Source organism: Psychrobacter sp. G (genome assembly GCF_000418305.1).
GTDB lineage: Bacteria > Pseudomonadota > Gammaproteobacteria > Pseudomonadales > Moraxellaceae > Psychrobacter > Psychrobacter cryohalolentis.
This window is the reverse complement of sequence record NC_021661.1, coordinates 1614453-1641249: the sequence shown is the minus strand read 5'-3', so window position 1 is coordinate 1641249 and position 26797 is coordinate 1614453. Positions and strand designations below refer to the sequence as shown.

The window sequence follows — 26797 nt, the reverse complement described above, 5'->3', positions numbered from 1 at the left end:
AAAGCAAAGAGGCTGTTTGACACACGTCAATCAGCCTCTAATATAATCAGGGCGGTTCATATCTTGAGTACTAGATTTATTCGTGGAAATATATTCCGTATTTTGAAGAACATATTACTAATAATATTAAACCAAATATGTATATTTTTAATTGCTATTACAGCCTAAATCACTCACTAACTTAGTATCTTTACTCTTAATTGCTTCTAAGCAAGCAGCATATTTCTGTTTTACGAGTTCTAATTTAATCGTCTGTTCTAAGGCGGAAATTTCGTTCTGATTGGTAGTTGAAGATCTGCTATATACTGAACCAACTGCAGTAAATACTGATGTTATAATTGCAGACGGAATTTTTGCTACTGCTAAAGCTTCACCATCTACATCTTGCTTATATTTTGTTGGAATACCCTTTTCAAAAGTAAATTCTGCGCTATTATTGGCAAAAAATGATTTAGATATTGGAAGAAATGATGTTGTGGAATACGATGGTGAAAATACTATCGATGAAAAATTTAGATCCCCAATCGTACTACCACTATTTATCGTTACTCTATAAGGTTCGTCTTGTCGATAAAATATGCCAGAACTAGATACTTCCACCTCCTCGGTATTTTCTACCCCTTTATTCTCCGGCCCTTCTTTTTTAATAGTTACTGAAAGACCACATGGGTTATATTCACCTTCCGATTTATATATAAAAACATGTTCTGTATCAGTATTACAGCCGATCGGCGGAAACAAACCAGACCCTAAAGGCGGTTTGGTAAAATTACCATAACTAGTTGCTAGATTACTGAATATATCTGTAACGTTACTAGTAGTCTTTGATGTGACAGTGGTTAATAATCCGCTTTCAGTTATCGATATATCTGAAAGGTTTTTACCCATTATATTTTTATTGTGGTTTAGCACATATCTTTTTGATAAATCAGGATATGATGGTGTCGTTTCAAGCGCAACCTTAGTTATATTACTAGCTTCTATAGTAACTTTAACTACAATATCTTTTTTAGGCATGTAATAAGACAAGCCGTGAACATGACTCGAATTTTTATTTTCAAAAGAGGTTATGCTCGCACAGGAAGTTATACACAAAGTAGCAATGACTATTAATATTTTCATCTAGTTATCTCCCATATATTGTATAGTGCTTCTTACCTGATTTATCTCTGCATTACATCCTATTGTTTATTATTTAGACACAAACTATATTACGCTTAATTTTTAATTCTTTATACTAATAAGAAGTCAAACCACCTCAGCGTTTTGGACGTTCATCACTTACATCTACTTTAGATTCTTGCCGTTTCAGCGCTAAATATTGCTGATGCTGTTCGTTAGACCTCTCATTTGTGCCGTTTTACAGAATTCTTAGTTTGACAATAGATAAATCCTAAACTGGTATAAAGTAGTGTAAGACTTATAAGGAAGCGTGTACTGATCAATATTTTCTATCTCAACTTATATGTCTTGCTCTTTATAGTCATCAATATCAATATCTGTATATTCATTATTAGAAGTATACCTCAAGAAAACCAAATATTTCACCCTTCAAACCTATTAATAGACCACTTAAAACAATCTACCGTTTCACTATACCTAAAGCATAAAAGCTTTAAATGATAATCTATCTATCATTAGACTTTTTTGTATTATTAAATGATAGTAATATCTTGCTATTATTAATGAACATTAATTATTAAGTCTAAGTAATAGAGGTGGCGTTATGACCGTTCGTATTTATGTGAGAGCCAGCACTAAGGATCAAGACGCTACCAGAGCATTAGCTGAGTTAGTAGCTTTCAGTACAAGTTATGATGATAACTATATTGAATATGTTGAGCATTTCAGTGGTACGAAGCTCGATAGACCAGCTTTAGCCAAGCTGCTAAAGGATGCTGAAAAAGGCGATATTCTACTAGTTGAAAGCGTGGATAGATTAAGCCGGCTATCTCAAGATGATTTTGCAATTCTAAAGCAGCGTATCAAAGACAAAGGCTTACGATTGGTGGTGGCTGATCTACCAACCACGTATACGGTGAGTGGTGGCATGACAGGTGATATCCTAACAGTGATTAACCATATGTTGATCGACTTATTAGCAACGATGGCAAAACTTGATAACGACAAGCGTAGAGAGCGTATTAAGCAGGGACTGGCTAACAGTGGCTATAAGCCCACTGGTAAGAAGCCTAATACAACGAAACACAATCGTATTAGAGAATTAGACAGTCAAGCCAATATGACAAAAGAGGAAATCGCTAAGGCGGTTGGTGTTGGGGTAGCTACCGTTTATCGTGTATTAAAGCAGGACTAATAGCTGAGGTATTTTAAATATTAGCTCATCATTATTATTATGAGTGCTATATTTTATTTTCGTTCATAAATAGCTGATATATAAGGTTTTACACGCGAGGTAAGAAATATTTATTTATAGAGACACCAACTTTTTTACTATGTGGACGTGTTAAAACACAGTATCTTATGGTTGGGATGTTTGCCGCATAGGCTTTAAGCTCACTAATGATAAAGCTAGAAAAACTGGGCAGAAATACTTTAGAATAGTAAACATTTTACCAGTCCTCTTGTATGAATCAATCTTACTACGAGAGAAGTAACATAAGGTCGCTTATAACCTTATTTTCTTCATTTTAAGAGATTAAGGTGCTCTATGTCAGACCCAAATAGAGAAGAGTTTAAAGGCACAGCCTGGCATAAAAAAGATAATGGCTTATTTGTGCCAGAAACTTATAGCCTTGATGAAAAAGCCGAGGTCACAAAGAAGACACTAAGGGAGCAGGTTAAATGGGTGCTGGACAACATAAGCCTTGTTTTATTGTTGCCATCTTTTTTAGGAGCTTTATGGCAGATCTTAGAATTATCAAGTATAAATGTTGCTTATATTAGGTTTTTTTCTGTCACTCAAATACCAGTTGACGGCATACTTATACTGTTTTTAATCGTTCTGATAATTGTTATGGGGAAGGCAGTAATAGGTTTGTTAAAAAGTGCTTTTGAAAACAAAGTCAAAGGGCTTGAAGATGAAGAATTTGTTAAAAAGCTTAGAAAAAACTTAAATTTTCACATAAAAAAGATGCTTATCGTCATACCTATAATGCTAGTTCTTATTATTTATTTAATTAGTGAGCTATTTGCAGGTATGTTCCCCACATCCCCTATTGTTACCATTTTACTTGTAAGTTTTTTTATTTCGGGCTTTATGTTTTATGTACTTGACGCTGTTATGCTGATTGGATTGAAGTACGCTCAAGATGGTATTAATTCGGATAATATTAAAGACCGTATGGGCACCCTTGTAGATAAATATAGAAAGCCTATTTACTGGTCAATATTAGCAGGCATAGCAATAGCCATCTTTATTTGTTATCTGTTAATCAAAGCATTTAGTGCAAGCTTTATATTGCCTGCTGATTTATATAACACTAAAACCTTAGAGGCAGTAATATATAACGATTTTAAAACCAAGAACTACGAGATAGAGTATTTTAATGACAAATACATCTTTGTTAAATTATGTGCCATCAAGGAATGCAATCATAGATTAGATAAAGAGATCATTATATATCCTACCGAAAAGGTCTTATTTAAAACTACCTATGGCAAAGTATGGACTGGATATTTTACAACCTACAAACCTGTTAATAGCCCAGATACTCCTTAATTGGGCTGTTCAATTTAAATATGTAAAGCAAACCACGCTCTATGCAAGGATGTCTACCTTGATAATTAAGCTATTATAAATATCATCGTTGCGATGATGATTCGACTATAAGAGAATCGGCTGATATACCATAGCTTGAAAAGTAATCGATATTTTTCTTGACTCTATTTAGGCTAACAGAATACCTAAAACATTCCGTATCAAAGGATACTGATGCTCAAAATAATTTTGAGTATTTGAGTATTTGAGTATTTGAGTATTTGAGTATTTGAGTATTTGAGTATTTGAGTATCACATCGCTTCTTTGGCTATGATAGTTATCAGCTATATTAGTTTTGTAAGTACTAGTGTCGCCCCTGATCCATTTTCTATATAGAACACAGCAGCTTTAAGGCCATGATCAGTAGCAAACTGTATGAGCTTGTTCTTGGCACATTTGGCATTTTGCTCTTTGGTTGACGCTCTAAGTAAGATACGCTCTGATAAACATAAACACCTAAAATAGTCTGTTATAAGTAGTTCCACTACACCAGTCTATTTTAGGTGGTCTATTAATCGGTTTTTGATGCCTTTTAAATGGTTCCGCTGGGATATACCCTACGATAACAGGAAAGCCATCGCGGATGACAAAACCTGTTTAGCTTTTAAACAAGACGGGTTTGTCGATAGTATGTAAGATAAGTTCGAAAAGTAACTAGAGTGTGAGACTATTCATATTGGGTCTGAATCAAAGTTTTATTGTGATTAATTTCTGCTCAATGTTATTCATTTGTCGCCATGATGAGTGATGGCGGCTTGTAATTTAGTTAGGAAAAATAATCTTGAGTAATAATATACGTTTGTAGCATTTGTAGCAGAGCTTGTTCTAGGCTTCTTTACTTACGCTTTTTTGTAGATTCTTTTTTAGTAAATGATCAAATATGAACGGGCCAAATGGTAAGAGTGATCCGAGTACGCCCGCAGGTATTGCCCAACGAGGAATTTTTACTTTGATAGCTGTGCCTACAAGTACTACGATATAGACAATGAATAGTACACCGTGCGCCATACCGATATATTTCACACCTTCTGGAATGTCCATCATATATTTTAGTGGCATGGCGATGAAGAGCAATAATAAGAAAGAGGTGCCTTCTAGGTAGCCTATAAGGGTAAGACTTTTTAACGCGGTCTCTTGTTTTTTTCTAAGGCTGTGAATTTTTTCAATAGTTGGCTGAGCCTGTGACACTATATTTTCCTTTTGTTATTATCAATAAAGAATTTATGGATTATTCAATGTCTCTATAATAATGGCTCTACGCAGAGCTTTTAAGTATTGGGTTTTAAGACCTAAAATGAGTGAGTACCTATACCAGTCATACATTACCTTCCAGTTCACATTTTATAAACATACTCAAGTATAAAAAGTATTTTTCCGTATAGAGTGACTACGACGCTAGTTCATTTTGTTTGTGATAATCGGCATCAATGTGCTTATTTATTACGCTTACTTTCTAAAAATATCATGTCAATTATAATCAATGCGACACCGACACAGACACCTATATCTGCAACATTGAAAATAGGATAATTCCAGACATCAGCATAATGCACATGGATAAAGTCAACCACTTTACCAATTCTTAAACGATCGATTAAGTTGCCAATCGCACCACCGAGCATTAAGGCTAACCCCATGGACAATAGCTTGGCTGCACGTGGCGCTTTGATTAAATAAACCGTTAAAAAGATAGCCATTATAAAAGCTAAGCCTGAGAAAAACCATTTCTGCCAACCGCCAGCGTCGGCTAAAAAGCTAAATGCTGCCCCATAGTTATAAGCGAGTGTCCAGTTGAGAAATGGTTCAATGACCGGTACGGGGTCATTGAACGCTAATTTGGTTTGGGCCAACCACTTAGTCCATTGATCAAGTATTAATACCATTATCGCCAACAAATACCAGATAAAAGCGCGACTGCCATTGGCAACCATTTTTGGCATTTTATTCAACTTACCTTTAGGTGTTATCGAGTTGCCTGAAGTTACGTACATAGCTTTAGGCGTATGATTCATGGTTTTAGAGTCAATTGATTGATGAGTACTACTCACAGCTATAGGTACTTTATTGTCAGCAATATTAGTACTAGCCGATTCAACGCTATTCAATTTAGTACTATCTAATCTGTCGGTAGATTCAGTCATAGTTGTTTTCTTTATCTGTGTTTATACAATGAACAATGTTAAACGTATATGTTTTTAGTATACGACTATTAATAGCGCCACTTTTAAAAACTGCTCCACTTACCGCTCTGGTATTATGAAACTTACGGTAATAATTTTTTATTAGGGAATCTGTTGATTGATTTCAACATTAACCTGAGTCTGTTCAGCACTAATCACTATCGGATTACCCGATAAGTCGCCTGACTCTGCTATGGCATTACCGCTATGACTAATACGAGCAACGACTGCTAACTGAGTTTTGTCACTACGAGCTGAATTTAACGTGCGATCTGGCATCATCGCATCAAGATTGCTTAAGCGGATACTGGCCTCACCTTGCTCAATAACACTAATGGGTAAACGTTTGGCGGCAAACGGTGGACCTCCTTTAACGTCACGTATCGCAACAAACAACACATCATCAGCTTTCACTAACGGTAATAAATTAGCGTTAATTTTCACTGTCACGTCAATACCTTCTAGCGCTTGCTTTTCTTGCGTGCTAACGTAGTTACTCAACTCATCTAAGCTTGCTAAAGCTTTAGTATGATCACCTGGTTTGGCCACAATGCTGCCTTGTAAGCGTTTAATCCAACCTTGCGCTTGGGCAAAGTTACTACTACGAGTCTCACCCATTGCCATGAGCATCTGAGCCCGTTCATGCTGCGGATTTTTAGCTAATATAGCTTGTAATACACGGCGAATATTAGCGTCTAACTGACCTTCATTAACAAAAAAGCTAGTCTGAGCATAAGTGGTGGCGATTTCTTCATTTTCAGGAGCTAAACGATAGGCACGAGATAAGGCTTCCAGCGCAGAATCAGTTGCCTCCATAGATAAGAAAAGCTCGGATAGGCGCATCCAGCGATTAGGATCATCAGCATTACGATGAACATTGGTTTGCATGGCGCTAATCAGTTGACGACCATCTTCAAACGCCCATGATGGCGGCTTGTCAATTTTAGCTGTCAATAGGTCGTCAGCCACTTGTCCTACTTTGTCCTCAGCTGTCCACAAATCAAACACGGGCGTACGATTGCCTATTAGTAAATACGCCATTGCAGCCAATATTGGGATCCAAGCTGCGACAATTAAACGGCTTTTGACATCAGGGGTGACCATAGGTGTTATCTGACGCTGCGCATCTAATAGCTGACGCTCCAGTTCCAGCTTTTGATTTTGATAATGGCTATTATTAATAGTACCGCTGTCTTTATCTGTTTGTAGCTCAGCTAAACGTTCGCGAAATACTGCAACATTAATATCTAGCAGTTGATTGTCTATTGGTTTGGACTGCAAACGCGGTGCTCGTAGCCATGGCATAATAGCAATCAGCGCAAATATAAGAGCAATCAGCAAGCTTAGAGTTACAAATAAGCCAAAAGTAGAAAATAGAGTCATTTTTTGTCCTCTAGGCTAGTAATGTCGTGGTCGACACTCTCAGCTTGCGATAATAGACGATCAAGCTCAGCCTTTTCCGTAGAGGTCAAGGCAGCAGTACTGTTCACTGTGACGCCGCTTTGACCACGGGCAACAACTTGGCGACGCTTACTTTGCCAAAACCAACCAATGATTAAGACGAGCAATAATAGTGGTGGAAAAAACCATAGGATCCATGTTGATGGTCGCATAGGCGGCTTGTAGCTAATAAAGTCACCGTAGCGCTCTTGCATATAGACGCGTATTTCAGCATCACTACGTCTATCTTTAATTAAATCATAGACTTTTTGCTTTAGATCCTGTGCAATCGGTGCATCAGAGGCTGCAAGGTTTTGATTTTGGCATTTTGGGCAGCGAAACTCTTCTATTAATCCACGATACTGAGCTTCTTGCTGTGGTGAGTCAAAATCGTATACGTCAATAGCTGCGTTTGCCGTCATGTTAAGCAGACACGCTAGTATTAAGCTTGCTATTTTTAAAACTATATTGGGTTTTAGTTGAGGAGCTCTTATTCGAGTAACGTTCATTTGCACATCTCCTCAACCTGAATGAGATCAGGACTATCGTTGTTCTTATTAGCCTTATTAAGTACTGTCAGGCACGGCTTAACACGCTGTTGCCAATTGGCTTCATTAATCTCACCAACAATATGCTGACGAATGATGCCATCTCCATCCACAACAAAGGTTTCGGGCGCACCAGTTATGCCTAAGTCTAGAGCAAACTGACCCAATGAATCCTGAATAGACATAGAAAATGGATCACCGCCTCGGTTTAAGTAACTGAGCGCATTACCAATCTCATCCTTATAATTCACACCAACGATATCAACGCCGCGCTCTTCTAGTTGCATTAAAAACGGATGCTCAATAACGCAAGTTGGGCACCATGAGCCCCAAACATTAAGTAAAAACGGCTTATCTGGCAAATTATCATTGGTGATAGTACGGGTAGTATCTGCTAATAACGGCAGCTCAAAGGTAGGAACCGGACGCTCAAGAGCGGTATTGGTCACAATGTCTGTTGGTTTACCTAAGCGCATGTACAATATAACTACCAAACCAAAAAAGAGGATAAGCGGAATTAAGAACCATAGCTTCGTCTGCTTTTTTTTCATTGTCTTTGGGTTACGCTGCTTACTGTTTTGGCTATCTTTTTGCTCAGGAGTATTATTCGACATAGTCATTTATTTCTCCTTTAGTGTCGACATCGTCGATGCTGAGATTGCCTGCTCAATAGCTACCTCATTGACTCCATCAGTAGCCAGATCACCAGTAACTAGCAATGGAGCTTTAACTTTTTTGATGCGGTATCGTTTATCAAGCATGCTAATTAATCCACCTAGAGCCATGATAATTGCCCCTAACCAAATCCAGCGAATTAATGGTTTTACATAAATCCTTAATGCCCATTGGTTACTACCATCGGCAATAGGTTCGCCCAGTGCGACATAAACATCGCGCATTAGGCTAGCATCAATGGCCGCCTCAGTGGTCGGCATAGTGCTAATGATATAAGTACGCTTTTCTGGATTCAGTTTCGCCACTTCACGACCGTTTTTGGATACCACGACTTGCGCCTGCGTTGCATCAAAGTTACTACCCTTTATTTCAAAAAATTCAGTTACTTCAAAATCGTAACCTTGAACATTGACTGTATCGCCAATACCCATTGCTACGTCACGCTCAATACTCAAGCTACTAGTAAAGGCTATGCCAATGACAGCAACCAATACGCCAATATGAGCAGTCTGTTGACCCCAATAGCTCAGACGCAACTGCCGCAAACCGTTAAAAAAATTAGGCGCATTCTTAGTTTTATCTTTAAAATCAACTGCCATCCATAGCAGTACCCAAAAGCTAACGGCTAAAGTCACACCAATATTAAGCATAGACGATGGATTAACAAAGTAAGTAATAATGGCGGCTAATACTAAGCTACTAACGGCGATGACCATGCCTATACCCAGTAGTGGACGGGTGTCTTTTTTCCAGCGAATATTTGAGCCCATACCCATAGCTATTAATAACAGCCACGTTAAAGGTACAAATAATGCATTAAAATAAGGAGGGCCAACGGACACTTGTCCTAAACCAAAGGCATCAGCGATAATAGGATAGAGGGTGCCGAGCAGCACCACTAAGGTTGCAATCAAAATGATGGCGTTATTGATCACTAAAAAGGACTCACGTGAAATCAGCTGATATTGACTTTCAACGGTTAAACGCCAACCGCGAACGGCAAACATTAATAGACCACTACCGATGATAATGCCAAGAATAGCTAAGATGACCAAACCACGCGTCGGATCAGCGGCAAACGAATGCACTGAGGTAAGGACTCCAGAGCGTACCAGGAACGTGCCAAGCAAGCTTAAGGCAAAGGCGAAAATAGCCAGCATGATGGTCCATGCTTTAAACACCCCGCGCTTTTCAGTGACTGCTAATGAATGCAGCAATGCTAAGCCGACAAGCCAAGGCATAAACGAGGCGTTCTCTACCGGATCCCAAAACCACCAACCGCCCCAGCCAAGCTCGTAGTAGGCCCACCACGAGCCCAGTGCAATACCAATGGTCAAAAATCCCCAAGCCGCGAGCGCCCATGGACGTGACCAGCGTGTCCAAGCAGCATCTAAACGCCCTTCCCACAATGCCGCCATACAAAATGCAAAAGGCACTACCATACCCACATAGCCCATATATAACATGGGCGGATGAATAATCAGACCGAAATCTTGTAGGACAGGATTTAAATCAGCGCCATCGACCGCTAGATTGGGTAAGGTACGCTCAAACGGTGACGAGGTAAATATCAGCATTGTTAGCATCATTAACTGTACACCGGCCAAAATAACTAATACCCGCGCACGCATTGATAACGGCAAGCCGCGACTAAAGTATGATACCAGTGCACACCATGTGGCCATGATGGTCATCCATAGCAGCAAAGAGCCCTCGTGTCCGCCCCATGTCGCCGATAACTTATAGTACCAAGGCAACAGCGTATTGGAATGCTGCGCGACGTAACTGAGGCTAAAATCATTATAATAAAAACCTGCTATCAAAGCGCCAAATGACGTTATCATGGCGGCAAACTGTGCCCAAGCTAAGCTAGGGGCTAGTCGTTGCCAAGCAACTTGGTTACGAATAACACCAATAGTTGGCAGAATTACCTGCAATAACGCCAATACAAAAGCGGTAAGCAAGGCAAAATAGCCCAATTCTGTAATCAACATACGGTCTAACCTTATTTACTCTAATGCGGTTGCAGTTTACTGTAGCGGTGGAATTTTTATTATTAGAACCCACCCCCGAAATCTGCTGCTATCTCTAGTTTTTAATTGATTTCGAAGGGTTTTATTTAACTACTTTAGGCGGAGTTACCAGTGGAGGCGCGCCTTTAAAGCGCAGTAAACGTAACGCATTGAGAGTAACGAGCACTGTTGCTCCAGCATCAGCTAGAACCGCAATCCATAGTCCAGTAATGCCGAATACGGTCGTGATCAGAAAGACGCCTTTGAGACCTAAAGCGAAAATGACGTTCTGATGAATGTTGCGCATGGTGGCACGCGAAAGTGCAATCAGATGGGCCATGTCTGTAACACGACTTTTTAATAATGCGATATCGGCCGTCTCAATGGCCACATCGGTACCACCACCCATCGCGATGCCAACATCAGCGGTTGCTAGTGCTGGCGCATCGTTAATACCATCACCCACCATCGCTATTTTGCTGTTATTCTTCATCTCGTTAAGCAAGCGCAGTTTGTCCTCAGGCAACAGCTCAGCTTCCCATTCCACGTCTAAATTACTGGCAAGTGCTTGAGCGGTTAAGCGGTTGTCGCCTGTTAGCATAACAGAGCGCACACCCATCGCTTTAAGTTGAGCCACACCTTCATGAGCGTCGTCTCGTAACTCGTCTCTTAGTGCGACCAATCCAAGCACTTCTCGACTTTGCTCATCGAAAAGAACTGAGACGGTCTTGCCCTCATTTTGCAGCGCCTCGATTTGTGCCTGTTGCTCGGCTGAAATTGATGCCTCATCTGCGGCATAAACAGGCGAACCGATAGCTAGCGCGCGCCCAGCGATAGTTGCGTGTACCGCTTTACCCGCAGTAGCAGAAGCTTTAGAAGCCACAGGTATGACAACTTTGGCGGCTTTGGCATGACTGACAATGGCTTCAGCAAGCGGGTGACTAGAACCTGTCTCCACACTGGCAAAGAGCGCCAATACCTTATCTTTACCTTGAGAACCCTGATCCTGAGAATCCTGACCTTGAACACTTGAATACTCTTGTGTAATGTCAACAACATCGGTCACGCGTGGTTTGCCTTCAGTTAAAGTGCCTGTCTTGTCAAAAGCGACTGTCTTCACTTGGCCGATGGTTTCTAAAGCACTACCGCCCTTGATCAGCAAGCCGCGGCGCGCACCGACCGCTAGACCAGAGGCGATAGCAGCTGGTGTTGAGAGCACAAGAGCACAAGGACAAGCGATCAATAATAAGGCTAGACCTCGATATAACCAAGTTGACCAATCTCCGCCCATGGTTAACGGTGGGACGATGATAATTAGGGCGGCAATAGCCATCACAGCCGGTGTATAGTAACGACTGAATTTCTCAATAAAACGGGCAGTGGGTGCTTTGGAAGCTTGCGCTTGCTCTACCAAATCAATAATGCGCGAAATAGTGTTATCGGCGGCTGTCTTTTCTACGCGCACTTGGAGCACACCATCGATGTTAATTGACCCTGCAAATACATTGTCACCCATCGTCTTGGCAACAGGAACAGACTCTCCCGTCACGGGCGAATCATCAAGGCTGGACGCACCTTGAACAATGGAACCATCAGCAGATACCCTATCTCCAGGACGCACCAGCACAAGGTCATTCACTTGTAGTGAAGTCGCTGGAACGTTACGCTGCCCACCTTGAGCATCAAGTAAAATCGCACTTTTCGGAACCAGCGATGATAAGGCTCTGATGCCAGCGCGAGCGCGATCAGCAGCGATACTCTCAAACAGTTCACCGATTGAGAACAAAAAGACAACCGCTGCGGCCTCTTCAGCTTCACCAATGATAAGTGCGCCAAGCACGGCGACGGACATCAGCGTTTCAATTGAAAAGAATGAACCTGTTTTAGCCAGTGCTAAGGCTTTGCGTGCAAATGGAAAAACGCCTACAATCACAGCGATGGCAAACACCCATATCCCATAAGCGGGGAACAGTAGTGACAGTGCATAAGCGCTGCCCATCAAAATACCGAGACCAACAACCTGTTTGCCTTTTTGAGTTTGCCACCACCGCTTATCCTGCGGAGCCATCTGATTGTCGCTGTCAATATCAATAGCCGATACAGTTTGTTGACCAGTATTGGCAGATATACCGAACCCTAGGCTTTTGATGGTTTTTTCAATATCACTAGCCTGAGTCGGCGCATCAGGGGCCAAGCTTAGCTCTAGCGTTTCTGTAGCAAAATTTAGCTCAACATCAGAAACCCCAGGCATACGTTTCAAAGCTGTTTCAATCTTGCCGATGCAACTGGCACAGTCCATACCTTCAATATGATATTTCATAATAATTTACCCTTTGAATAATGGTATTATGAACCCTCTAGTGGCTTTAGAGTCAAGGTTGTCTATCTACAGTTTTGTAAATTTAATTTCTCTAGCGCCAGTCTTTACAGCCACTTTAATTATTTAAATCATAGAGGTTATTATGACAATCAAAATTGGTGAGCTCGCTAAACGCACAGGTGCCACAGTGGAAACCATTCGCTATTACGAAAAGGAGCACTTATTACCTGAGCCTTCTCGCAGCGCAGGGAATTATCGTTTATATAATGAAGAGCACATTGAGCGTCTACAATTTATCCTACACTGCCGTACGCTTGACATGGCTCTAGACGAAGTACGAATCTTACTTGAGTTTTGGGAGGAACCTGATAAAGACTGTGGTGATGTGAGCTCCTTACTAGATAAGCAAATTTATGCTGTAGAAATACGAATGGAAGAACTGATGCACTTAAAGCAGCACTTGACTGTTTTGCGCCAGAAATGTGCAAGTAGTGCACCAGCGGTATCATGTGGGATATTAAAGGCTCTTGCCGATAATTCTTGTCATGAGTAATGATATTAGTAGTGTTCATTTCTGACTGATCAAATCATGAAAGGTTAAATACACCCTGATGTTAAGCACAAAAAAACCCAGCAATGATATTAAGATCACTACTGGGGTTGGAGGAAATAATAACTATGTTGTGCTGACTTATCAGGTCTTATTTATCATTCATAGCAAGGTAGATATTTCGATCTGATGCGGATGCGTCATCCACGTATTTTGAATCACGCCATGTGGTATAAGCATAGACACCACTGTATGGGCTGATGCTGTTCTGACGGAAATCAGAAATCCAGTTTTCGCCATCAAAGATTTGGATATGGCCATGTGGACGCTTTGATGAGCGATCATAGACAATAACATCACCTACTTGGGTTGGCATATCATTACTGATTTTGCTAAAACCTGCTTTATCAAGCGTGCCACGAGTGGCGTACTGATAGGCTGAAGGATTGGGGGTGAACTCATAACCTGCTGATTGTAGTGCTTTACGTACGTAACGGGCACAGTATCCAGAGCTACCAGATAGAGCCACTCGTGAAGCACGAGCAGCAGCGATAGCGGGGGCTGAATTGCTATCAGGAACTGTATTGACTTGCTGCTGTTGTTTTTCAGCGTATAAGCGGCTGTTTAATGATGAAAGCCGACTCTCTTTTTGCTTAGCCTGCGCACTTAGGTTGCTAATAGCTTGACTGATTTCGTCATTACTAGAAACATAAGCACCACTGCTAGTGCTATAGATGTTTTTTGATGAACCGTAGTTTGATGCCACAGAAGTATTGGTGATGGTATTATTTGTTTGAGAGATTGTGATAGCAGCACCACTCGTTTGTGCTATGCCCATACCCAGTACTGACAAAATCAATAAAGCCTGTTTCATAAATCTAATACCTACGGTTAATTCAAAATGGTCTGTTATCAACAACAGCGCAGTCAATTAAATTTCAACAACTCAAGTATATATACGTCATAGTGACTGATACTTCTGCTGCATATTATTCATATAAAAAATGATTATTGGCGATCACAGCATCATTGAAGTCTTACGAAGCTGTTGCAAATCAAGCTGCTGGCCAAAACACAAAGCCGACTTTAGCATAGGCTGTTTAGCCTGTCATCACCCTTAAAAACCCCAAAAATACTTTTTTGATGTTGAAAAAATTGCTAATATTCCACATTTTACAATGTAAGTTTGTGTAACATATACAGAATATAGCTGACTAAATTGACAACAATTTCTACTGTTTTATAAGCAAAAAAACGTCTGAGGGTTAAATCTAAATTATAGATTTAACCCTCAGACGTTTTTTTATTGGATGAAGTAATTACCCTATATAGGGTCTAACTAATTATTAAGATAATATAATAATTTATAATATTAATATAGATGTTAATTCCCTACTGGCTTATGTAATATTACGTAATTGTTTCGATACATCCTGTATATTCTTGTATTAACCCTTAATTATTTATCTATTTTAAGGGTTAATAACCGATAAATCCGCTTACATTGTCATCAAAAGTTACAAATTCAAAGTTATTTTTGCTTTTAAAGTCGCAATAGCTAATGATTTTTTTGATGAAGAATCATTTTATAAGCAATAGAACAGTCTTATACCTGCCTCATTTACTTTTAACGCTAACACTATAATCAAAGTATTCTTAACTGCTAACACACTATAATTGCTGCTCTACCGATTCAATATCAGCATAAACTTGGGTCGTCCCGTCTTTATTGAGCTGCATAACCTGATAGGGCATGAATTTATTTTGATACTCCATACCTGGGCTACCAACAGGCATGCCAGGTACGGCAAGACCCATAGCTTGTACTGGCGGATTTTCTAAGAACTGCGCCATATACTTAGCAGGTACATGACCTTCAAAGACGTAATCATCAGTAGTGACTACAGTATGGCAAGAACGCATCTCAGTTGGAACGCTGTAGCGCTCTTTAAATACGGCTAAGTCCGCAACATCTTGCGCGGTTGCACTTAGACCATTATCTTCTGCATGACTTATCCATTCTTTACAGCAGCCGCAATTGGCATCTTTATAGACCGTAGCTGAGACGTTTTTTAGTAGGTCTGGTTTACTTACTGACCTTGTCATCATGTGAGCACTTTTAGCGTTTGGTTCATCTTCCTTTAAAGTGATAGCTGTTGCATTTTCGGTTGTTACTGATGTTGTGTTTGCATCAGATACGCCACTACTCGGTTGGCTACAAGCAAATAGTGATGAGGCGGCAAGTAACACCAGCGTACCACGCAACCCCTTAGACAGATGACGATTGAATATAAGACTGGATTTTATTTTTAAGGGGGTCATAGTGCTCTCTCATGTACTGTAGATATTGTGAGCTATAGAAGGTCAAGTAACACTTCATATCGTTTGGTAATGTAGCATAATAACCCATCAAACGGGGTACGTAAATTTATACATTGAGCAGTGCGGACTGGTATCATAAGCAGTTTTTATTTTGAAATGCTGCCTGTAGTATTAACGGGTCTATCTGAGTTTTGGATTTTGATTAAAAATTCAAGGCTCATAATTTTGGATAATTTGCGATGCACCTGTCTACTATTAGTCTACAAAAGCGTTTGAGTACTCACTTAAATCAATTACCGCTATGGCTTACGCTAGTAGCAGCATGGCTTGCAGGGGCTATTTTTTTATTTGCATTATCGCCTTATGGGTTCTGGCCGCTAGCAATAGTGTCACCAGCGATTTTATATGCGCTGTTGGTGCCAAATATGAGTGGTCGTCGCGCTTTTATTATCGGTGAAGCTTACGGTATGGGGCTATGGTGCGTCGGCGGCTTTTGGCTCTATACAGCTATCCATGATTATAGCGATACTCCAACGTGGCTCGCATTGATTATGATTGGATTGATGGGTCTCGGTATGGGACTGTTTCATGGATTTTTAGCACTAGCCTTTAACCGTATGGTAGGCAAACAACCCTTTTCATTTGCTGCTCTTTGGGTGCTACAAGAATGGTTAAAAACTTGGTTATTCACAGGCTTTCCGTGGCTGTTTGTTGGTTATGCGTTTACTGAAGAGTATTGGTTATCGTCCTTAGCACCCGTTGCTGGTGTTTTTGCCGTCTCTTTTGTTGCCATACTATTGGCTGCAAGTTTAGTAGAGCTACTGCTTCGGCGCAGTAGTTATGCCGTCGTTTCTGTACTGTTATTGGCCATTAGCACATCATTATGGCTGGTCAATCCGCAATGGACAAAACCTAAGGGCACACCTGATCTGTCAGTGTCATTGATTCAAGGTAATATTTCACAAGATATAAAGTGGCTGACTCAATATCAAGTAGAAACGCTAAAGATTTATGCGAAGTTAACGCGCACTGAGTGGGGACGTGATGTTGTGGTGTGGCCTGAATCATCTATTCCGATGTTTCAGGATGAGGCTGCGGGCTTTATTAGTGAAATGATAGAAATGGCTAATGCGACCAATACGACATGGATAACTGGTATCCCTTATAAGGATAAAGCGGCATTCAATGCCAGTACGGATAAGTATCCCCCATTTTACAATAGCGTGATTGCTCGAGGTGTAGAAGCGGAAGGCCTATACAAGAAGCAGCGTCTGGTGCCTTTTGGAGAGTATATTCCATTTGAAGGCGTGCTCGATATTTTCCCAAGTTTGGCCGGTAGTCAGGATATTAAGAGCTATAGTCGTGGTAGTGATCAGCAGTCACCGCTACAGGTGCGTGGACACAATATAGGGACGGCTATCTGTTATGAGGTAGCTTATCCAGATACCACGCGTAAAAATGCAATCGATACTGACTTTTTGTTGACCGTCTCTAACGATGCCTGGTTTGGCACTTCAGCAGGACCATTGCAACATTTGCAAATGGTACAAATGCGCGCTCTTGAGAACGGGCGCTGGTTTATTCGAGCGACCAATACTGGTGTTACCGCTATCATTAACCATAAAGGTCGTATTGTAAAACGCGCACCGCAGTTTGAGCGTACTGTACTACGTGGTGAGATACAGGCACGGGTTGGTAACACTCCCTTTATGCTTATGGGAAATTATCCTATCTTGATAATAATAACCCTGTTATTACTACTAAGCTATTTTGGCCAAGGTCTAACCACACTTAGAAGACGAGGGTAATAGTAAACTTAATCATAATAATTTAATCAGCATAAATTTTATTGTAGGATTCATGTTTCAGCTGCTTTAGACTCTAAGTCTTGATCAAGCGGTTCTACGAAACTTTCAGATATTATCATGCTGTAGATACCTCTAACCAAATGACCATATTCGTGACATGCATCGAATCTACTTTTCTCCATAGTTTTTTGGTTATTCAAAAAGATAAAAGGCATTCACGCCTCAGTTGGTTGATTAGATTTAGGGAGAATATCACATTGCTGGGATAATTTTTTTTCGCTTGCTGCGCGCAAGCCAAACAGATGCTTCGAAATATTTATTCCAGCACCACGTTATGATCGTTGACACTCTTTTGTTTTGAACAGACTGTCGTGTTCGCAAGGGTCGAATTTTGCTATTATGACCAATATTTTATTATCAATAATTATGATACCTTTATGATGATTCATCCTCAGTATGATCCCGTTGCGCTGTCTTTGGGTCCAGTAGAAGTGAACTGGTATGGTTTAATGTACCTGCTGGCATTTGCCGCCGCTTATGGTCTGGCTTGGTATCGTAGTACCAAACGCGACAATTGGACCACCGATATGGTGTCTGATTTGGTCTTTTATGGGGCGCTTGGCGTTATTTTAGGCGGTCGGATTGGCTATGTGCTGTTTTATCAATTCGGCGAGCTACTACAAAACCCCGCATACCTATTAAAGGTTTGGGAAGGCGGTATGTCTTTCCACGGCGGCTTTATTGGCGTCATGCTAGGTATGTGGTTCTTTGCGCGTAAATACAAAAAAACCACCTTTCAAGTATTCGATTTTATCGTTCCTTGCGTGCCAACTGGCTTACTGTTTGGTCGTATCGGTAATTATATCAATGGTGAACTATGGGGGCGCGTATCAGACGGTGGCTATAATTGGCTGACCTACTTTCCGCAAGCCGCTGCCTTTGATATGGAGCAATTACAGAGCAATCCACAATTGCAAGAATTAATGATTGAGGTTAATGGTCAGTACATACTGCCTCGTCATCCATCGCAACTATATGAAGCCTTCGCCGAAGGTCTGCTGCTATTTATCTTTTTATGGTGGTACTCATCAAAGCCGCGTCCACGTATGGCCGCTTCTGCCGTGTTCTTACTGGGCTACGGTATCAGCCGCTTTATCATTGAATTCTTCCGTCAGCCAGATGCTGATCAAGGATTTATCCTTTTAGGTTGGATGACCAAAGGACAAATATTAAGCGCACCGATGATTATCGCTGGCTTAATTATGCTGATTTACGCTTATAAACGTGGTATCTATGATTGGGGTAAGCAGTCTGCTTATTAGGTATGAGAGACAATCATGTATGAACTAATAAAAATGAACGCTGTGCTAACAAGATACATTCCTTTGTGAAACTGATATCTATGTTAGAGTAAGATTTTTTATTCCTAAAGCCAATCTGTTTAGTGACAACTGGGAGGTAAGCCTTCATTTATTTAATGGTAAGGCAGATAGTGAACTGCACCGACTTTATCGGAAGTTGCTTTACTTGAGTCCGGCTGTATGACTCCTGCTGTCAAATCCGTAGACATTAACTTGGGAGATTTCCGTTACGCAGCCTGACGGTAAAAGTCAAACCATACCTGTCTTGGCGATTTATAGCCCAAACCCTTTTGAATCCCTGTCGAGCTATATGTATATCCAATATAATGGATATTATTTTTTAATAATGTAGTGGATCACTCAGTATCGGTAAACTTTGATTGATAGTCTATGTGTTGCGCGGTGCAAACATAATAATAGCCATGCCTAGAAGTGCTACTGATGTACCTAATATGTCCCATGTCGTTGGTCGAATACCATCAACAGCCCATAACCATAGGATTGCCATCGTTACATACACACCACCATAGGCGGCATAAACTCTGCCAACAGCGGTTGGATGTAAAGTCAGTAACCATACAAAAGCAACCAAACTAAGCGCACTAGGGACAAGAAGCCATATTGACTTACCCTCTCTTAGCCACAAGTATGGCAAATAACAGCCTACAATCTCTGCTAGTGCAGTAATAGCAAAAAGCCCAACTGTTTTTAATTCAGACAAAAAACTTACTCCTTTAGTCATCCATAATGCAGCGATCGAGTTTATCATACCACTATAAAAAGCATCCTATAAATATGCTACCCCCCCCAGTATAAAATGAGACAATAAAAATAATGTCACATACTCAAAAAAGTAAGAGCAAGCTACTAGGACGTATCAGACGTATCAGACGTATCAAAGGTCAGTCAGTAGCAATAGAAGCTTCATTAGAAGGCGATCCTGAATGCATGGCTCTTTTGCAGCAAATAGCGGCATTAAAGGGGGCGGTAAACGGTCTTATGAAGGAGGTTTTAGAAGAGCATATAAAAGAGCATTTAGGAGCAGAAGACATGACCCAACAACAACGTCAACAAGAGATAGAAGACGTCTTATCCATACTAAAAACTTATATGAAATAGAAAACTAAGAAGAATAATATTTCAAAAGGAACGATTTTTTCATGTTAGAAGTACTATTATTGGCGCTGGCACTCGCTGCGGATGCGTTTGCGGCTTCAATCGGTCTTGGCTCGACTCACAAAAGCGATGTTAATTCGCAGTTTATGAAAATGGCGTTACTCATTGGTGTCTATTTCGGGGTTGCTCAGGGAGTGATGCCGCTGATTGGTTATGCGCTTGGCTCTACCATGCTAGGCTGGTTTGCTGAAGGTGCTTCTTGGGTTGCTTTTGTCATACTGGTAGCTCTTGGAATTAAGATGCTCTATGAGTCGCGTTCCGTTAACAATGATGAGACTCGGATCAATTTAAGTCATAAAACATTGCTTTCGTTGGCTATAGCAACGAGTCTTGATGCGATGGGGGCAGGTTTTACGTTAAACCTGTTGGCTGTTAATGCTTATTTGGCATGTTTAATTATTGCACTCACGACAGCTGTTTTAAGTGTCTTAGGCGCTTATATAGGACGCAAGTCAGGAACATGGCTGGGCAGTTGGGCAGAAGCTCTAGGCGGTTTGGTGTTGATAGCTATCGGTGTGAATATGGTGGTTTAAAGGCGACCTTATATTTAATAGGTACAGCGACTAATTAAAAAGATGGATATGCCGCCATTTCATCTTGAAAGGTACACTGCTATGTACACTGAGCTGCTATGAGTATTTTGACTACTGACATCAATAGCTTGCAGCTTGATATTCAAGTCCTCACTAGGGTACCGAACCAATAAGAGAGCCTGATTGGTTTTATTCTCTAGTGAAATCTTCAATATACGTCTATAGACCAATGGTTTGAATTACCTGAATACTTATAGAACACTCCTACTAAGATCCAAATAAGCATAAACAGCCTTTACATATTTTTTACTTACAAAGCCCTTGCCATAAGTGATAGCTGGTTCATAATGTAATTTCGGCCGATGACTCCATATCTTTTACCTTCTATAACGACATCAAAAGATATAGCTGAGTTATCAATTTGTTTGAGCTCCATGATTATATAGTCTAATCCAAATAAAACCGATACAATCCTATTAACAATCGCATTTAATGAAATAAACGATGACTTATTCAGTAGACTATCGCAAACAGGTGCTTTCTAGCATCGCTGATGGCATGACCATCCGAGAAGCTGCCCTATTTTATGGACTTAGCACCAGCACCATTCACAGCTGGCAGCAGAATTTAGTCCCTAAAATAACTAGAAATAAAGCACCAACTAAAATACCTGATGACGCCTTGATTGAAGACGTAAAAAGATATCCCGATGATTATAACTATGAAAGAGCCCGCCGCTTGAGCTGTAGCAAGACAGGAATTTTTAATGCTCTAAAGCGCCTTGGCATCAGTCAAAAAAAGACCTTGGAACACCCAAAAGCCTGTCCGATCAAAAGAGCGAAGTATCAGAGTAAGCTTAATAGTTTCATGCAGCAAGGCTATCCCATTGTTTATATGGATGAGAGCGGCTTTGAGGCTGAAACTATCAGACCTTACGGCTATGCACCGATAGGAAAACCCTGTATAGATAGCTATAACTGGCAAGCAAAAAAGCGTACTAATATCATCGGTGCTCTCTATGAAAAAATGCTGTTTGCGCTTGATTACTTTGAACAGAATATCAACAGCCATATATTTTATGACTGGTGCAAGTTCACGCTAATTCCAAGTCTCAAAACTAAATGCGTGATTATCATGGATAACGCTCGGTTTCATAAAAGTAGACGTATTCAAAAACTACTGAACAGACATGGCCATCGTATTCTTTGGCTACCACCCTATAGCCCTGATCTTAATCCCATTGAAAAGAAATGGGCACAAGCTAAGTTTCTACGCCAAGGATGGATGGAGAATAATCTACCTAAACTGTTTCATAATATGGGCTGTATCGATTTTATAAAGACTTAACTATAGTAAGATTGACATACTCTATTAATAATTAAAATAGGAATTACCATCATGGTTAACAAAGAAAAAGAAGAATTGTATTTCAAAAATACGAGTCAGAACAAACTCCGTATCGGAGTGACTAATCTTTCAGGAAATATCGGAAAATCTCTCGTTAGCGATTATCTGCTTAGAATGAATATGGAATTCCAAGCTCATTATTTAATAAGTAGTCAGGATATGAACCATCAGTCATATTCTGACAAAATTATTGTTTCTGGTGAAAATTTTAATGAGGTTTTAAAAGACTTAGGCAATCTAAATTCAGCTATTATTGATATTTCTGCACATAGTACAGACCGTGTAATAAAAGTCATGCAGAACAATATTAATTTTCATAAAGTATTCGATTACTTTTTAATACCTGTAGTCAAAGGAAGAAAAGAATCAGAAGATAGTTTAAATACAATCAAAGCTCTCTTAAAACTTGGGGTGCCACCTGAATCTATCAAGATAATATTTAATAATAATAATTTTCTAGAAGTCATAAACGAGGAATTTGAATATCTTTTATCACACTTAGATGAACTTAAAATACCTTATGATACTAATGCAGCTATTGAAAATAACCCACTTTACTCGATGCTTTCTGATTTGGATATGAGCTTACCAGAACTACTATCTATACCAATAGAAGAGAAAAAAGTTAGGCAAAAATATCTTAGAACCAAGAAAATTACGGAACGAACAGAGCAAGAATCTGAAGAGCTAAAAATACTAATAAATCTAATTACAGCTTGGAGATATGCACAAACAGCTGTCAGTAATCTAAACAATGTATATCACTGTATATTTGCTAAACCAGAAAAACACTAAGCTAAGACTCATGAAGTAAAAGCTTTATAATCGTCTAGAAGCACCAAAAAACCATAATTTCTGAATGGTTCATGAACTATACTGTATATTTTAGATAAAAAATATATAGTATAGCTATATTTAACAACGGTTTATGTCAATTTTATTTATATGAATGGAACTCTAGATAAACATAAGTTAAATGAAGTGTATGTAGTACTAAGTTCATAGGACTATGTTCAAGCATTAAGTTGTTAGTCAGTCTGCTCGATAATTGCTTAATCATAATATGTGTTACCTGTTTAAATAATCATTGTAATCATCACTAGTATAATTACTAACTGATATGTCTTGAAGGTTTAATACGCGGAGTCCTAATCGAACTTAATGCATTAAATCAAGTCGCTAATAGCCTCTCTGCATATATTTCAGAAACCTCTTATAGACATGTTATGGATACAGTGATTTTATTATTCATTCAAAGTTAACCTCTTTGATAAACTTGTTCTGCTCATCATTACTGTGCTTACTATCTTCACAATGCCCAATAAGCCCCTTGCATAGTCTCTCATTCCCAATTATCACCTCACAATCAAATAATGATTACTTTACATTGAGATTCTCAATCAAAAATAATTGTTTTTTGACTGTCATATCTATTACGGGCTTTATTAAGATGACCAAGAAATAAATAGTTACTATTGCCTACTAATTTAAGCAAGTCTCATCGCTTTATGCGCTTGGATGAGCTCATGCTAACATCGAAAAAACTGGGCAATACTGCGGGGCAAGATTTTATAGAAAAGGCGTTTTTCGGTAATAATTGGATGGAAAATCGCTATGATATTACCGTACTGTTTATTGTCGCTTGTCATCAGTAAGATAAAAACGAGGGCTTCTATTCGGCAAAAGACCAGAAAATTATTCAATTTTCAACAGTTTTTGCTAAAGAATATTCTTCTCAAGGTCAAGGTAATGAGCACTTATCTATGTCAGGCTTTAACGCTACCCTATTGTATCAACAGGATGCTTCTTGCTATGAAAAAGCGGCTTATCATAGCAGTGAGAGCAGTCATTATCTGATTGTGCCTTATGTTCGGTTTATTGTGTGCTGTGTTTGATTGATTACAATGAGAAGCATTTATTTATTTCCTATTAAAGAAAGCTTGTTTAGCTAAATAAAATCTTATATCAAGGTGCTGCAATAGTGGCGGACTCTGGTTTTAAAATAGACTGACTTGCGAACAATAAAAACGCGCCCAGCAGTAAAAACAATCCAAAAGCGTAAAATGCAATAGCAGCGCCGTACTGATCGACAATTAAACCCGTAAAAATCACTGGCACACTAAATCCCATATACGCCATCAAAAAATAGCCAGCACTGGCTCGTGCTTGCTCAGTGTCAGCAGACTGTGTCACCCCTGACAACCCGCCTAAATAAACAAAGCCATAACAACTACTGCTCGCTAAAAAAGCCGCTAAAAGAATTGCTGGTAGATTGGCATTCAAAGCGCCCCAAGCAAGTAGCGCATAAGCGGGCAGTAAAATCAGAATACCCAGTTTACATGATACCTGCGGGTCAAGCTTTCGAGCGATAGGCTGAAACAATAATCCGCAACTGATAGCCAGCATAGAAGATATTCCAGCATACTTAGCCAGTCCATGTGTGGCCAGTACCGAAGGTATAATGGACAGCACCAATCCGGTGGTTGCCCAACAAATCAAAATGCCGCCACCATACCATATTACCTCACTATTAAAATAAGGCAGCTTGAGCATTGATCCAAGTTTGTTTGAGCGCCCTTGCGCAGTCTCAGGTAATCGCCATACTAAAAATATTGATAAAAACGCGCCTATTAACAGGAAGAAAAAGCTGATAGGATGCTGTGTCTCATAAAATAACAAAGAAACTGTCGTTAATGCAGGTCCAAGACCAAAACCTATGGTTGTACTTGCAGTGACCCAAGTAGTTGCACGCCCCGTATCGGACGAGCCAATCAACTCAATCATATATGCAGTCGCCGTCGCTGCCATTAATGCCGTGCCCACACCAAGCAATAATCGCGCTACTGCTAATGCTCGCGTATATGGATAGAACATCATCAGAGCAGTTGCCGCTATTGATAAACCTAAAGAGATTAAAATCGTCTTGCGTCTCCCAATCCTATCGGATAGCCCACCAAAAGCTAATAATACTGGTATCACCCCCAACACATAAAAAGAGAATGCGACCGTGGTTGCTAAAACACCGTAGCCATCATTTTTAGCGTAAATAGCATAAAGCGGCCCTTGGATATTAACGCTAGTTGTTATCACGCATAGTGCAAATGCCAGATATTTATTATATTTTTGAGTACTCATATATGGCTGCTTTTAAAAAAGTATCATTGGGTTGATTGATATTAATGGTTGTCACCACTCAGGCTTTATAGCCATATCACATCGTTTTAGGTTCAATGATTAAAACAAAAGTGCGTTAGTTTATCTATATACAATCCCGTACAATTAGACAGAACTGTTTGGCATATAAAACCCATACAGCTCTTCTATCGAATTTATATATTCATGGGTTCACTTGAAAAATATGAAGCATCAATTAACACGAATTGAAATCGTCATGGCTGACGTTAAAGAAAAGATAGCAACCGTCGTCTATATGCCCGGAACACGCCTACCCTCTGTAAGGGCAGCGGCAAAAAATTACGGGTTTTCACCATCAACGGTGGTTGAAGCTTACGAGCGCTTGCAAACAGAAGGTACTATTTACTCACGCCCTGGCGCAGGGTTCTATGTCGCAGAGACGACAGCGCCGCTCTCATTAAAAGAGTCAGGACACAATCTTGATCGCGCAATAGATCCACTCTGGGTGTCGCGGCAATCGCTTGAGCCATCCGATAATGTACTAAAGCCTGGCTGTGGTTGGCTGCCACCAGATTGGCTCTTTGTGGAGGGTATGCGCCGCGGTTTACGACATGCGGCAAGAGGTGACGCTACCGTTATCAGCGAGTATGCAACGCCCCTAGGGCTATTAGCATTACGCCAATTACTGACACGGCGTATGGCAGGACTGGGAATCGATGCGCAGCCTTCACAAGTAATGCTGACAGAGTCTGGCACGCAAGCGATAGATTTAATCCTTCGCTTTTTATTGACCGCAGGCGATACGGTAGTAGTGGATGACCCTTGTTATTTTAATTTTCGAGCGCTATTGCGTGCTCATAGAGTCAAAATCATTGGCGTGCCTTATACGCCGAATGGTCCAGATATAGATGCCTTTGCGAAAATTTTAGAAGAACACAAACCACGCCTATACATTACCAATGCCGCCATCCATAACCCTACTGGTGCAACCTTATCGCATGCTACGGCGTACCAAATATTGCAATTGGCTCAGGCATCTGGTTTATATATTATCGAAGATGATATTTTTGCTGATTTTGAAGTCAAACCTGCGCCACGGCTTGCGGCATTAGACGGCTTATCACGCGTGTTTTATATTGGCAGCTTTTCTAAAACCTTATCGGCGTCATTGCGCTGTGGTTATATAGCCGCGCCGAATGAATGGGTTGAGAGTTTGCTTGACTTGAAAATAGCGACGGGATTTGGCGGCGGTCAGCTGGCAGCGGCCGTGGTGTTATCGGCGCTAACGGACAGCGGTTATCGCAAACATATGATTACGATGCATATGCGTCTTGCAAGCGCACGTAATCAGATATTACCTAAATTGGCTATGCTAGGCATTGAGCCATGGCTGATACCGCAAGCCGGCATGTTTCTTTGGTGCCGCTTACCTAACAATAATAGCGCAACCGAACTGGCCAATCGTTGTTTGTCACAAGGTGTAGTCTTAGCCCCAGGTAATGCTTTTAGTCAATCAAAAAATGCTGAGAACTTTATGCGTTTTAATGTAGCGCAAGCTACAGATTCACGTATATTTGAAGTGTTGGCTCAAGCGTTGGTATAGCTAAC

24 protein-coding genes and 1 pseudogene are annotated in these 26797 nt (G+C 40.2%); 11 read left to right on the top strand and 14 right to left on the bottom strand.

Annotated features, from left to right (window positions below; all coding sequences use genetic code 11):
• Positions 1-147: 147 nt before the first annotated feature.
• Positions 148-1122, bottom strand: coding sequence for a hypothetical protein (locus tag PSYCG_RS06825; protein WP_011513689.1), 975 nt, complete (start codon positions 1120-1122; stop codon positions 148-150).
• Positions 1123-1726: 604 nt separating this feature from the next.
• Here PSYCG_RS06825 and PSYCG_RS06820 point away from each other — a divergent pair.
• Together PSYCG_RS06820 and PSYCG_RS06815 are read left to right on the top strand one after the other, a co-directional pair.
• Positions 1727-2317, top strand: coding sequence for a recombinase family protein (locus PSYCG_RS06820; RefSeq protein ID WP_020443539.1), 591 nt, complete (start codon positions 1727-1729; stop codon positions 2315-2317).
• Positions 2318-2671: 354 nt separating this feature from the next.
• Positions 2672-3682: a hypothetical protein gene (locus PSYCG_RS06815; RefSeq protein WP_011513687.1), complete on the top strand. Its 1011-nt coding sequence runs from the start codon at positions 2672-2674 to the stop codon at positions 3680-3682.
• A gap of 865 nt (positions 3683-4547) precedes the next feature.
• Here PSYCG_RS06815 and PSYCG_RS06810 read toward each other — a convergent pair.
• The 7 genes from PSYCG_RS06810 to PSYCG_RS06780 form a co-directional block, all read right to left on the bottom strand.
• Complete coding sequence (locus PSYCG_RS06810; RefSeq protein ID WP_041753506.1) at positions 4548-4880, bottom strand: DUF3817 domain-containing protein; 333 nt, start codon at positions 4878-4880, stop codon at positions 4548-4550.
• A 275-nt stretch (positions 4881-5155) separates the two neighbouring features.
• Positions 5156-5863 carry a signal peptidase II gene (gene lspA / locus PSYCG_RS06805; RefSeq protein ID WP_011513685.1) on the bottom strand — a complete coding sequence of 236 codons (708 nt, stop codon included), beginning with the start codon at positions 5861-5863 and terminating at the stop codon, positions 5156-5158.
• 141 nt (positions 5864-6004) lie between these two features.
• On the bottom strand, positions 6005-7285 hold the full coding sequence (ccmI, locus tag PSYCG_RS06800; protein ID WP_011513684.1) for a c-type cytochrome biogenesis protein CcmI: 1281 nt from the start codon (positions 7283-7285) through the stop codon (positions 6005-6007).
• Positions 7282-7764: a cytochrome c-type biogenesis protein gene (locus PSYCG_RS06795; protein WP_020443538.1), complete on the bottom strand. Its 483-nt coding sequence runs from the start codon at positions 7762-7764 to the stop codon at positions 7282-7284. Before PSYCG_RS06795 ends, ccmI begins: the two co-directional genes overlap by 4 nt.
• Positions 7765-7847: 83 nt before the next feature.
• Positions 7848-8510, bottom strand: coding sequence for a DsbE family thiol:disulfide interchange protein (locus PSYCG_RS06790; protein ID WP_011513682.1), 663 nt, complete (start codon positions 8508-8510; stop codon positions 7848-7850).
• Positions 8511-10559, bottom strand: coding sequence for a heme lyase CcmF/NrfE family subunit (locus PSYCG_RS06785; protein WP_011513681.1), 2049 nt, complete (start codon positions 10557-10559; stop codon positions 8511-8513). It lies immediately after the preceding gene.
• 121 nt (positions 10560-10680) lie between these two features.
• On the bottom strand, positions 10681-12897 hold the full coding sequence (locus PSYCG_RS06780) for a heavy metal translocating P-type ATPase (RefSeq protein WP_011513680.1): 2217 nt from the start codon (positions 12895-12897) through the stop codon (positions 10681-10683).
• A 142-nt stretch (positions 12898-13039) separates the two neighbouring features.
• Between PSYCG_RS06780 and cadR the strand changes: the two genes are divergently transcribed.
• Positions 13040-13450 (top strand): Cd(II)/Pb(II)-responsive transcriptional regulator, encoded by a 411-nt coding sequence (gene cadR / locus PSYCG_RS06775; protein ID WP_011513679.1) that lies wholly within the window; start codon positions 13040-13042, stop codon positions 13448-13450.
• Positions 13451-13598: 148 nt separating this feature from the next.
• Here cadR and PSYCG_RS06770 read toward each other — a convergent pair whose 3' ends face one another.
• Together PSYCG_RS06770 and PSYCG_RS13665 are read right to left on the bottom strand one after the other, a co-directional pair.
• A complete protein-coding gene (locus PSYCG_RS06770) occupies positions 13599-14321 on the bottom strand; it encodes a CHAP domain-containing protein (protein ID WP_011513678.1) in 723 nt (240 codons plus the stop codon).
• 797 nt (positions 14322-15118) lie between these two features.
• The gene (locus tag PSYCG_RS13665; RefSeq protein WP_011513677.1) at positions 15119-15769 is read right to left on the bottom strand and encodes a DUF411 domain-containing protein; all 651 of its coding nucleotides are present in this window, start codon (positions 15767-15769) and stop codon (positions 15119-15121) included.
• Between the two features lie 239 nt (positions 15770-16008).
• Between PSYCG_RS13665 and lnt the strand changes: the two genes are divergently transcribed.
• Positions 16009-17577 (top strand): apolipoprotein N-acyltransferase, encoded by a 1569-nt coding sequence (gene lnt / locus PSYCG_RS06760; RefSeq protein ID WP_011513676.1) that lies wholly within the window; start codon positions 16009-16011, stop codon positions 17575-17577.
• 50 nt (positions 17578-17627) lie between these two features.
• On the opposite strand, the gene PSYCG_RS13750 is transcribed toward lnt, so the two are convergent.
• Positions 17628-17792, bottom strand: a complete 165-nt coding sequence (locus PSYCG_RS13750; protein WP_020443537.1) for an ImmA/IrrE family metallo-endopeptidase — start codon at positions 17790-17792, stop codon at positions 17628-17630.
• Between the two features lie 222 nt (positions 17793-18014).
• Between PSYCG_RS13750 and lgt the strand changes: the two genes are divergently transcribed.
• Positions 18015-18899, top strand: coding sequence for a prolipoprotein diacylglyceryl transferase (gene lgt / locus PSYCG_RS06755; protein WP_011513675.1), 885 nt, complete (start codon positions 18015-18017; stop codon positions 18897-18899).
• 266 nt (positions 18900-19165) lie between these two features.
• Here lgt and PSYCG_RS13745 read toward each other — a convergent pair.
• A pseudogene (locus PSYCG_RS13745) lies at positions 19166-19288 on the bottom strand (IS3 family transposase); the annotation flags it as partial.
• A gap of 38 nt (positions 19289-19326) precedes the next feature.
• A complete protein-coding gene (locus PSYCG_RS06750; protein WP_015060935.1) occupies positions 19327-19659 on the bottom strand; it encodes a YnfA family protein in 333 nt (110 codons plus the stop codon).
• A 113-nt stretch (positions 19660-19772) separates the two neighbouring features.
• On the opposite strand from PSYCG_RS06750, the gene PSYCG_RS06745 reads away from it, so the two are divergent.
• The 5 genes from PSYCG_RS06745 to PSYCG_RS13660 all read left to right on the top strand — a co-directional run bounded on the left by PSYCG_RS06745 (position 19773) and on the right by PSYCG_RS13660 (position 23709).
• Entirely contained in the window at positions 19773-20057 is a 285-nt protein-coding gene (locus tag PSYCG_RS06745; protein ID WP_011513673.1) for a metal/formaldehyde-sensitive transcriptional repressor, read from the top strand.
• A 41-nt stretch (positions 20058-20098) separates the two neighbouring features.
• Positions 20099-20647 carry a manganese efflux pump MntP family protein gene (locus PSYCG_RS06740; protein ID WP_011513672.1) on the top strand — a complete coding sequence of 183 codons (549 nt, stop codon included), beginning with the start codon at positions 20099-20101 and terminating at the stop codon, positions 20645-20647.
• A 504-nt stretch (positions 20648-21151) separates the two neighbouring features.
• A complete protein-coding gene (locus PSYCG_RS13215) occupies positions 21152-21994 on the top strand; it encodes an IS630 family transposase (protein WP_011513671.1) in 843 nt (280 codons plus the stop codon).
• 51 nt (positions 21995-22045) lie between these two features.
• Complete coding sequence (locus tag PSYCG_RS06730; protein ID WP_011513670.1) at positions 22046-22849, top strand: hypothetical protein; 804 nt, start codon at positions 22046-22048, stop codon at positions 22847-22849.
• A 731-nt stretch (positions 22850-23580) separates the two neighbouring features.
• On the top strand, positions 23581-23709 hold the full coding sequence (locus PSYCG_RS13660; protein WP_264648744.1) for a hypothetical protein: 129 nt from the start codon (positions 23581-23583) through the stop codon (positions 23707-23709).
• 310 nt (positions 23710-24019) lie between these two features.
• Here the strand turns inward: PSYCG_RS13660 and PSYCG_RS06725 are convergent, their stop codons facing one another.
• Positions 24020-25189: an MFS transporter gene (locus tag PSYCG_RS06725; protein WP_020443534.1), complete on the bottom strand. Its 1170-nt coding sequence runs from the start codon at positions 25187-25189 to the stop codon at positions 24020-24022.
• A 223-nt stretch (positions 25190-25412) separates the two neighbouring features.
• On the opposite strand from PSYCG_RS06725, the gene PSYCG_RS06720 reads away from it, so the two are divergent.
• Positions 25413-26792 (top strand): PLP-dependent aminotransferase family protein, encoded by a 1380-nt coding sequence (locus tag PSYCG_RS06720; RefSeq protein ID WP_041772258.1) that lies wholly within the window; start codon positions 25413-25415, stop codon positions 26790-26792.
• Positions 26793-26797: the final 5 nt, after the last annotated feature.

Bases quoted from the DNA above. Each gene is read 5' to 3' on its own strand.
- PSYCG_RS06825 (WP_011513689.1), bottom strand. From the start codon at position 1,122: ATGAAAATATTAATAGTCATTGCTACTTTGTGTATAACTTCCTGTGCG.
- PSYCG_RS06820 (WP_020443539.1), top strand. From the start codon at position 1,727: ATGACCGTTCGTATTTATGTGAGAGCCAGCACTAAGGATCAAGACGCT.
- PSYCG_RS06815 (WP_011513687.1), top strand. From the start codon at position 2,672: ATGTCAGACCCAAATAGAGAAGAGTTTAAAGGCACAGCCTGGCATAAA.
- lspA (WP_011513685.1), bottom strand. From the start codon at position 5,863: ATGACTGAATCTACCGACAGATTAGATAGTACTAAATTGAATAGCGTT.
- ccmI (WP_011513684.1), bottom strand. From the start codon at position 7,285: ATGACTCTATTTTCTACTTTTGGCTTATTTGTAACTCTAAGCTTGCTG.
- PSYCG_RS06795 (WP_020443538.1), bottom strand. From the start codon at position 7,764: ATGACGGCAAACGCAGCTATTGACGTATACGATTTTGACTCACCACAG.
- PSYCG_RS06790 (WP_011513682.1), bottom strand. From the start codon at position 8,510: ATGACTATGTCGAATAATACTCCTGAGCAAAAAGATAGCCAAAACAGT.
- PSYCG_RS06785 (WP_011513681.1), bottom strand. From the start codon at position 10,559: ATGTTGATTACAGAATTGGGCTATTTTGCCTTGCTTACCGCTTTTGTA.
- PSYCG_RS06780 (WP_011513680.1), bottom strand. From the start codon at position 12,897: ATGAAATATCATATTGAAGGTATGGACTGTGCCAGTTGCATCGGCAAG.
- cadR (WP_011513679.1), top strand. From the start codon at position 13,040: ATGACAATCAAAATTGGTGAGCTCGCTAAACGCACAGGTGCCACAGTG.
- PSYCG_RS06770 (WP_011513678.1), bottom strand. From the start codon at position 14,321: ATGAAACAGGCTTTATTGATTTTGTCAGTACTGGGTATGGGCATAGCA.
- PSYCG_RS13665 (WP_011513677.1), bottom strand. From the start codon at position 15,769: ATGACCCCCTTAAAAATAAAATCCAGTCTTATATTCAATCGTCATCTG.
- lnt (WP_011513676.1), top strand. From the start codon at position 16,009: ATGCACCTGTCTACTATTAGTCTACAAAAGCGTTTGAGTACTCACTTA.
- PSYCG_RS13750 (WP_020443537.1), bottom strand. From the start codon at position 17,792: ATGCCTTTTATCTTTTTGAATAACCAAAAAACTATGGAGAAAAGTAGA.
- lgt (WP_011513675.1), top strand. From the start codon at position 18,015: ATGATGATTCATCCTCAGTATGATCCCGTTGCGCTGTCTTTGGGTCCA.
- PSYCG_RS06745 (WP_011513673.1), top strand. From the start codon at position 19,773: ATGTCACATACTCAAAAAAGTAAGAGCAAGCTACTAGGACGTATCAGA.
- PSYCG_RS06740 (WP_011513672.1), top strand. From the start codon at position 20,099: ATGTTAGAAGTACTATTATTGGCGCTGGCACTCGCTGCGGATGCGTTT.
- PSYCG_RS13215 (WP_011513671.1), top strand. From the start codon at position 21,152: ATGACTTATTCAGTAGACTATCGCAAACAGGTGCTTTCTAGCATCGCT.
- PSYCG_RS06730 (WP_011513670.1), top strand. From the start codon at position 22,046: ATGGTTAACAAAGAAAAAGAAGAATTGTATTTCAAAAATACGAGTCAG.
- PSYCG_RS13660 (WP_264648744.1), top strand. From the start codon at position 23,581: ATGCTAACATCGAAAAAACTGGGCAATACTGCGGGGCAAGATTTTATA.
- PSYCG_RS06725 (WP_020443534.1), bottom strand. From the start codon at position 25,189: ATGAGTACTCAAAAATATAATAAATATCTGGCATTTGCACTATGCGTG.
- PSYCG_RS06720 (WP_041772258.1), top strand. From the start codon at position 25,413: ATGAAGCATCAATTAACACGAATTGAAATCGTCATGGCTGACGTTAAA.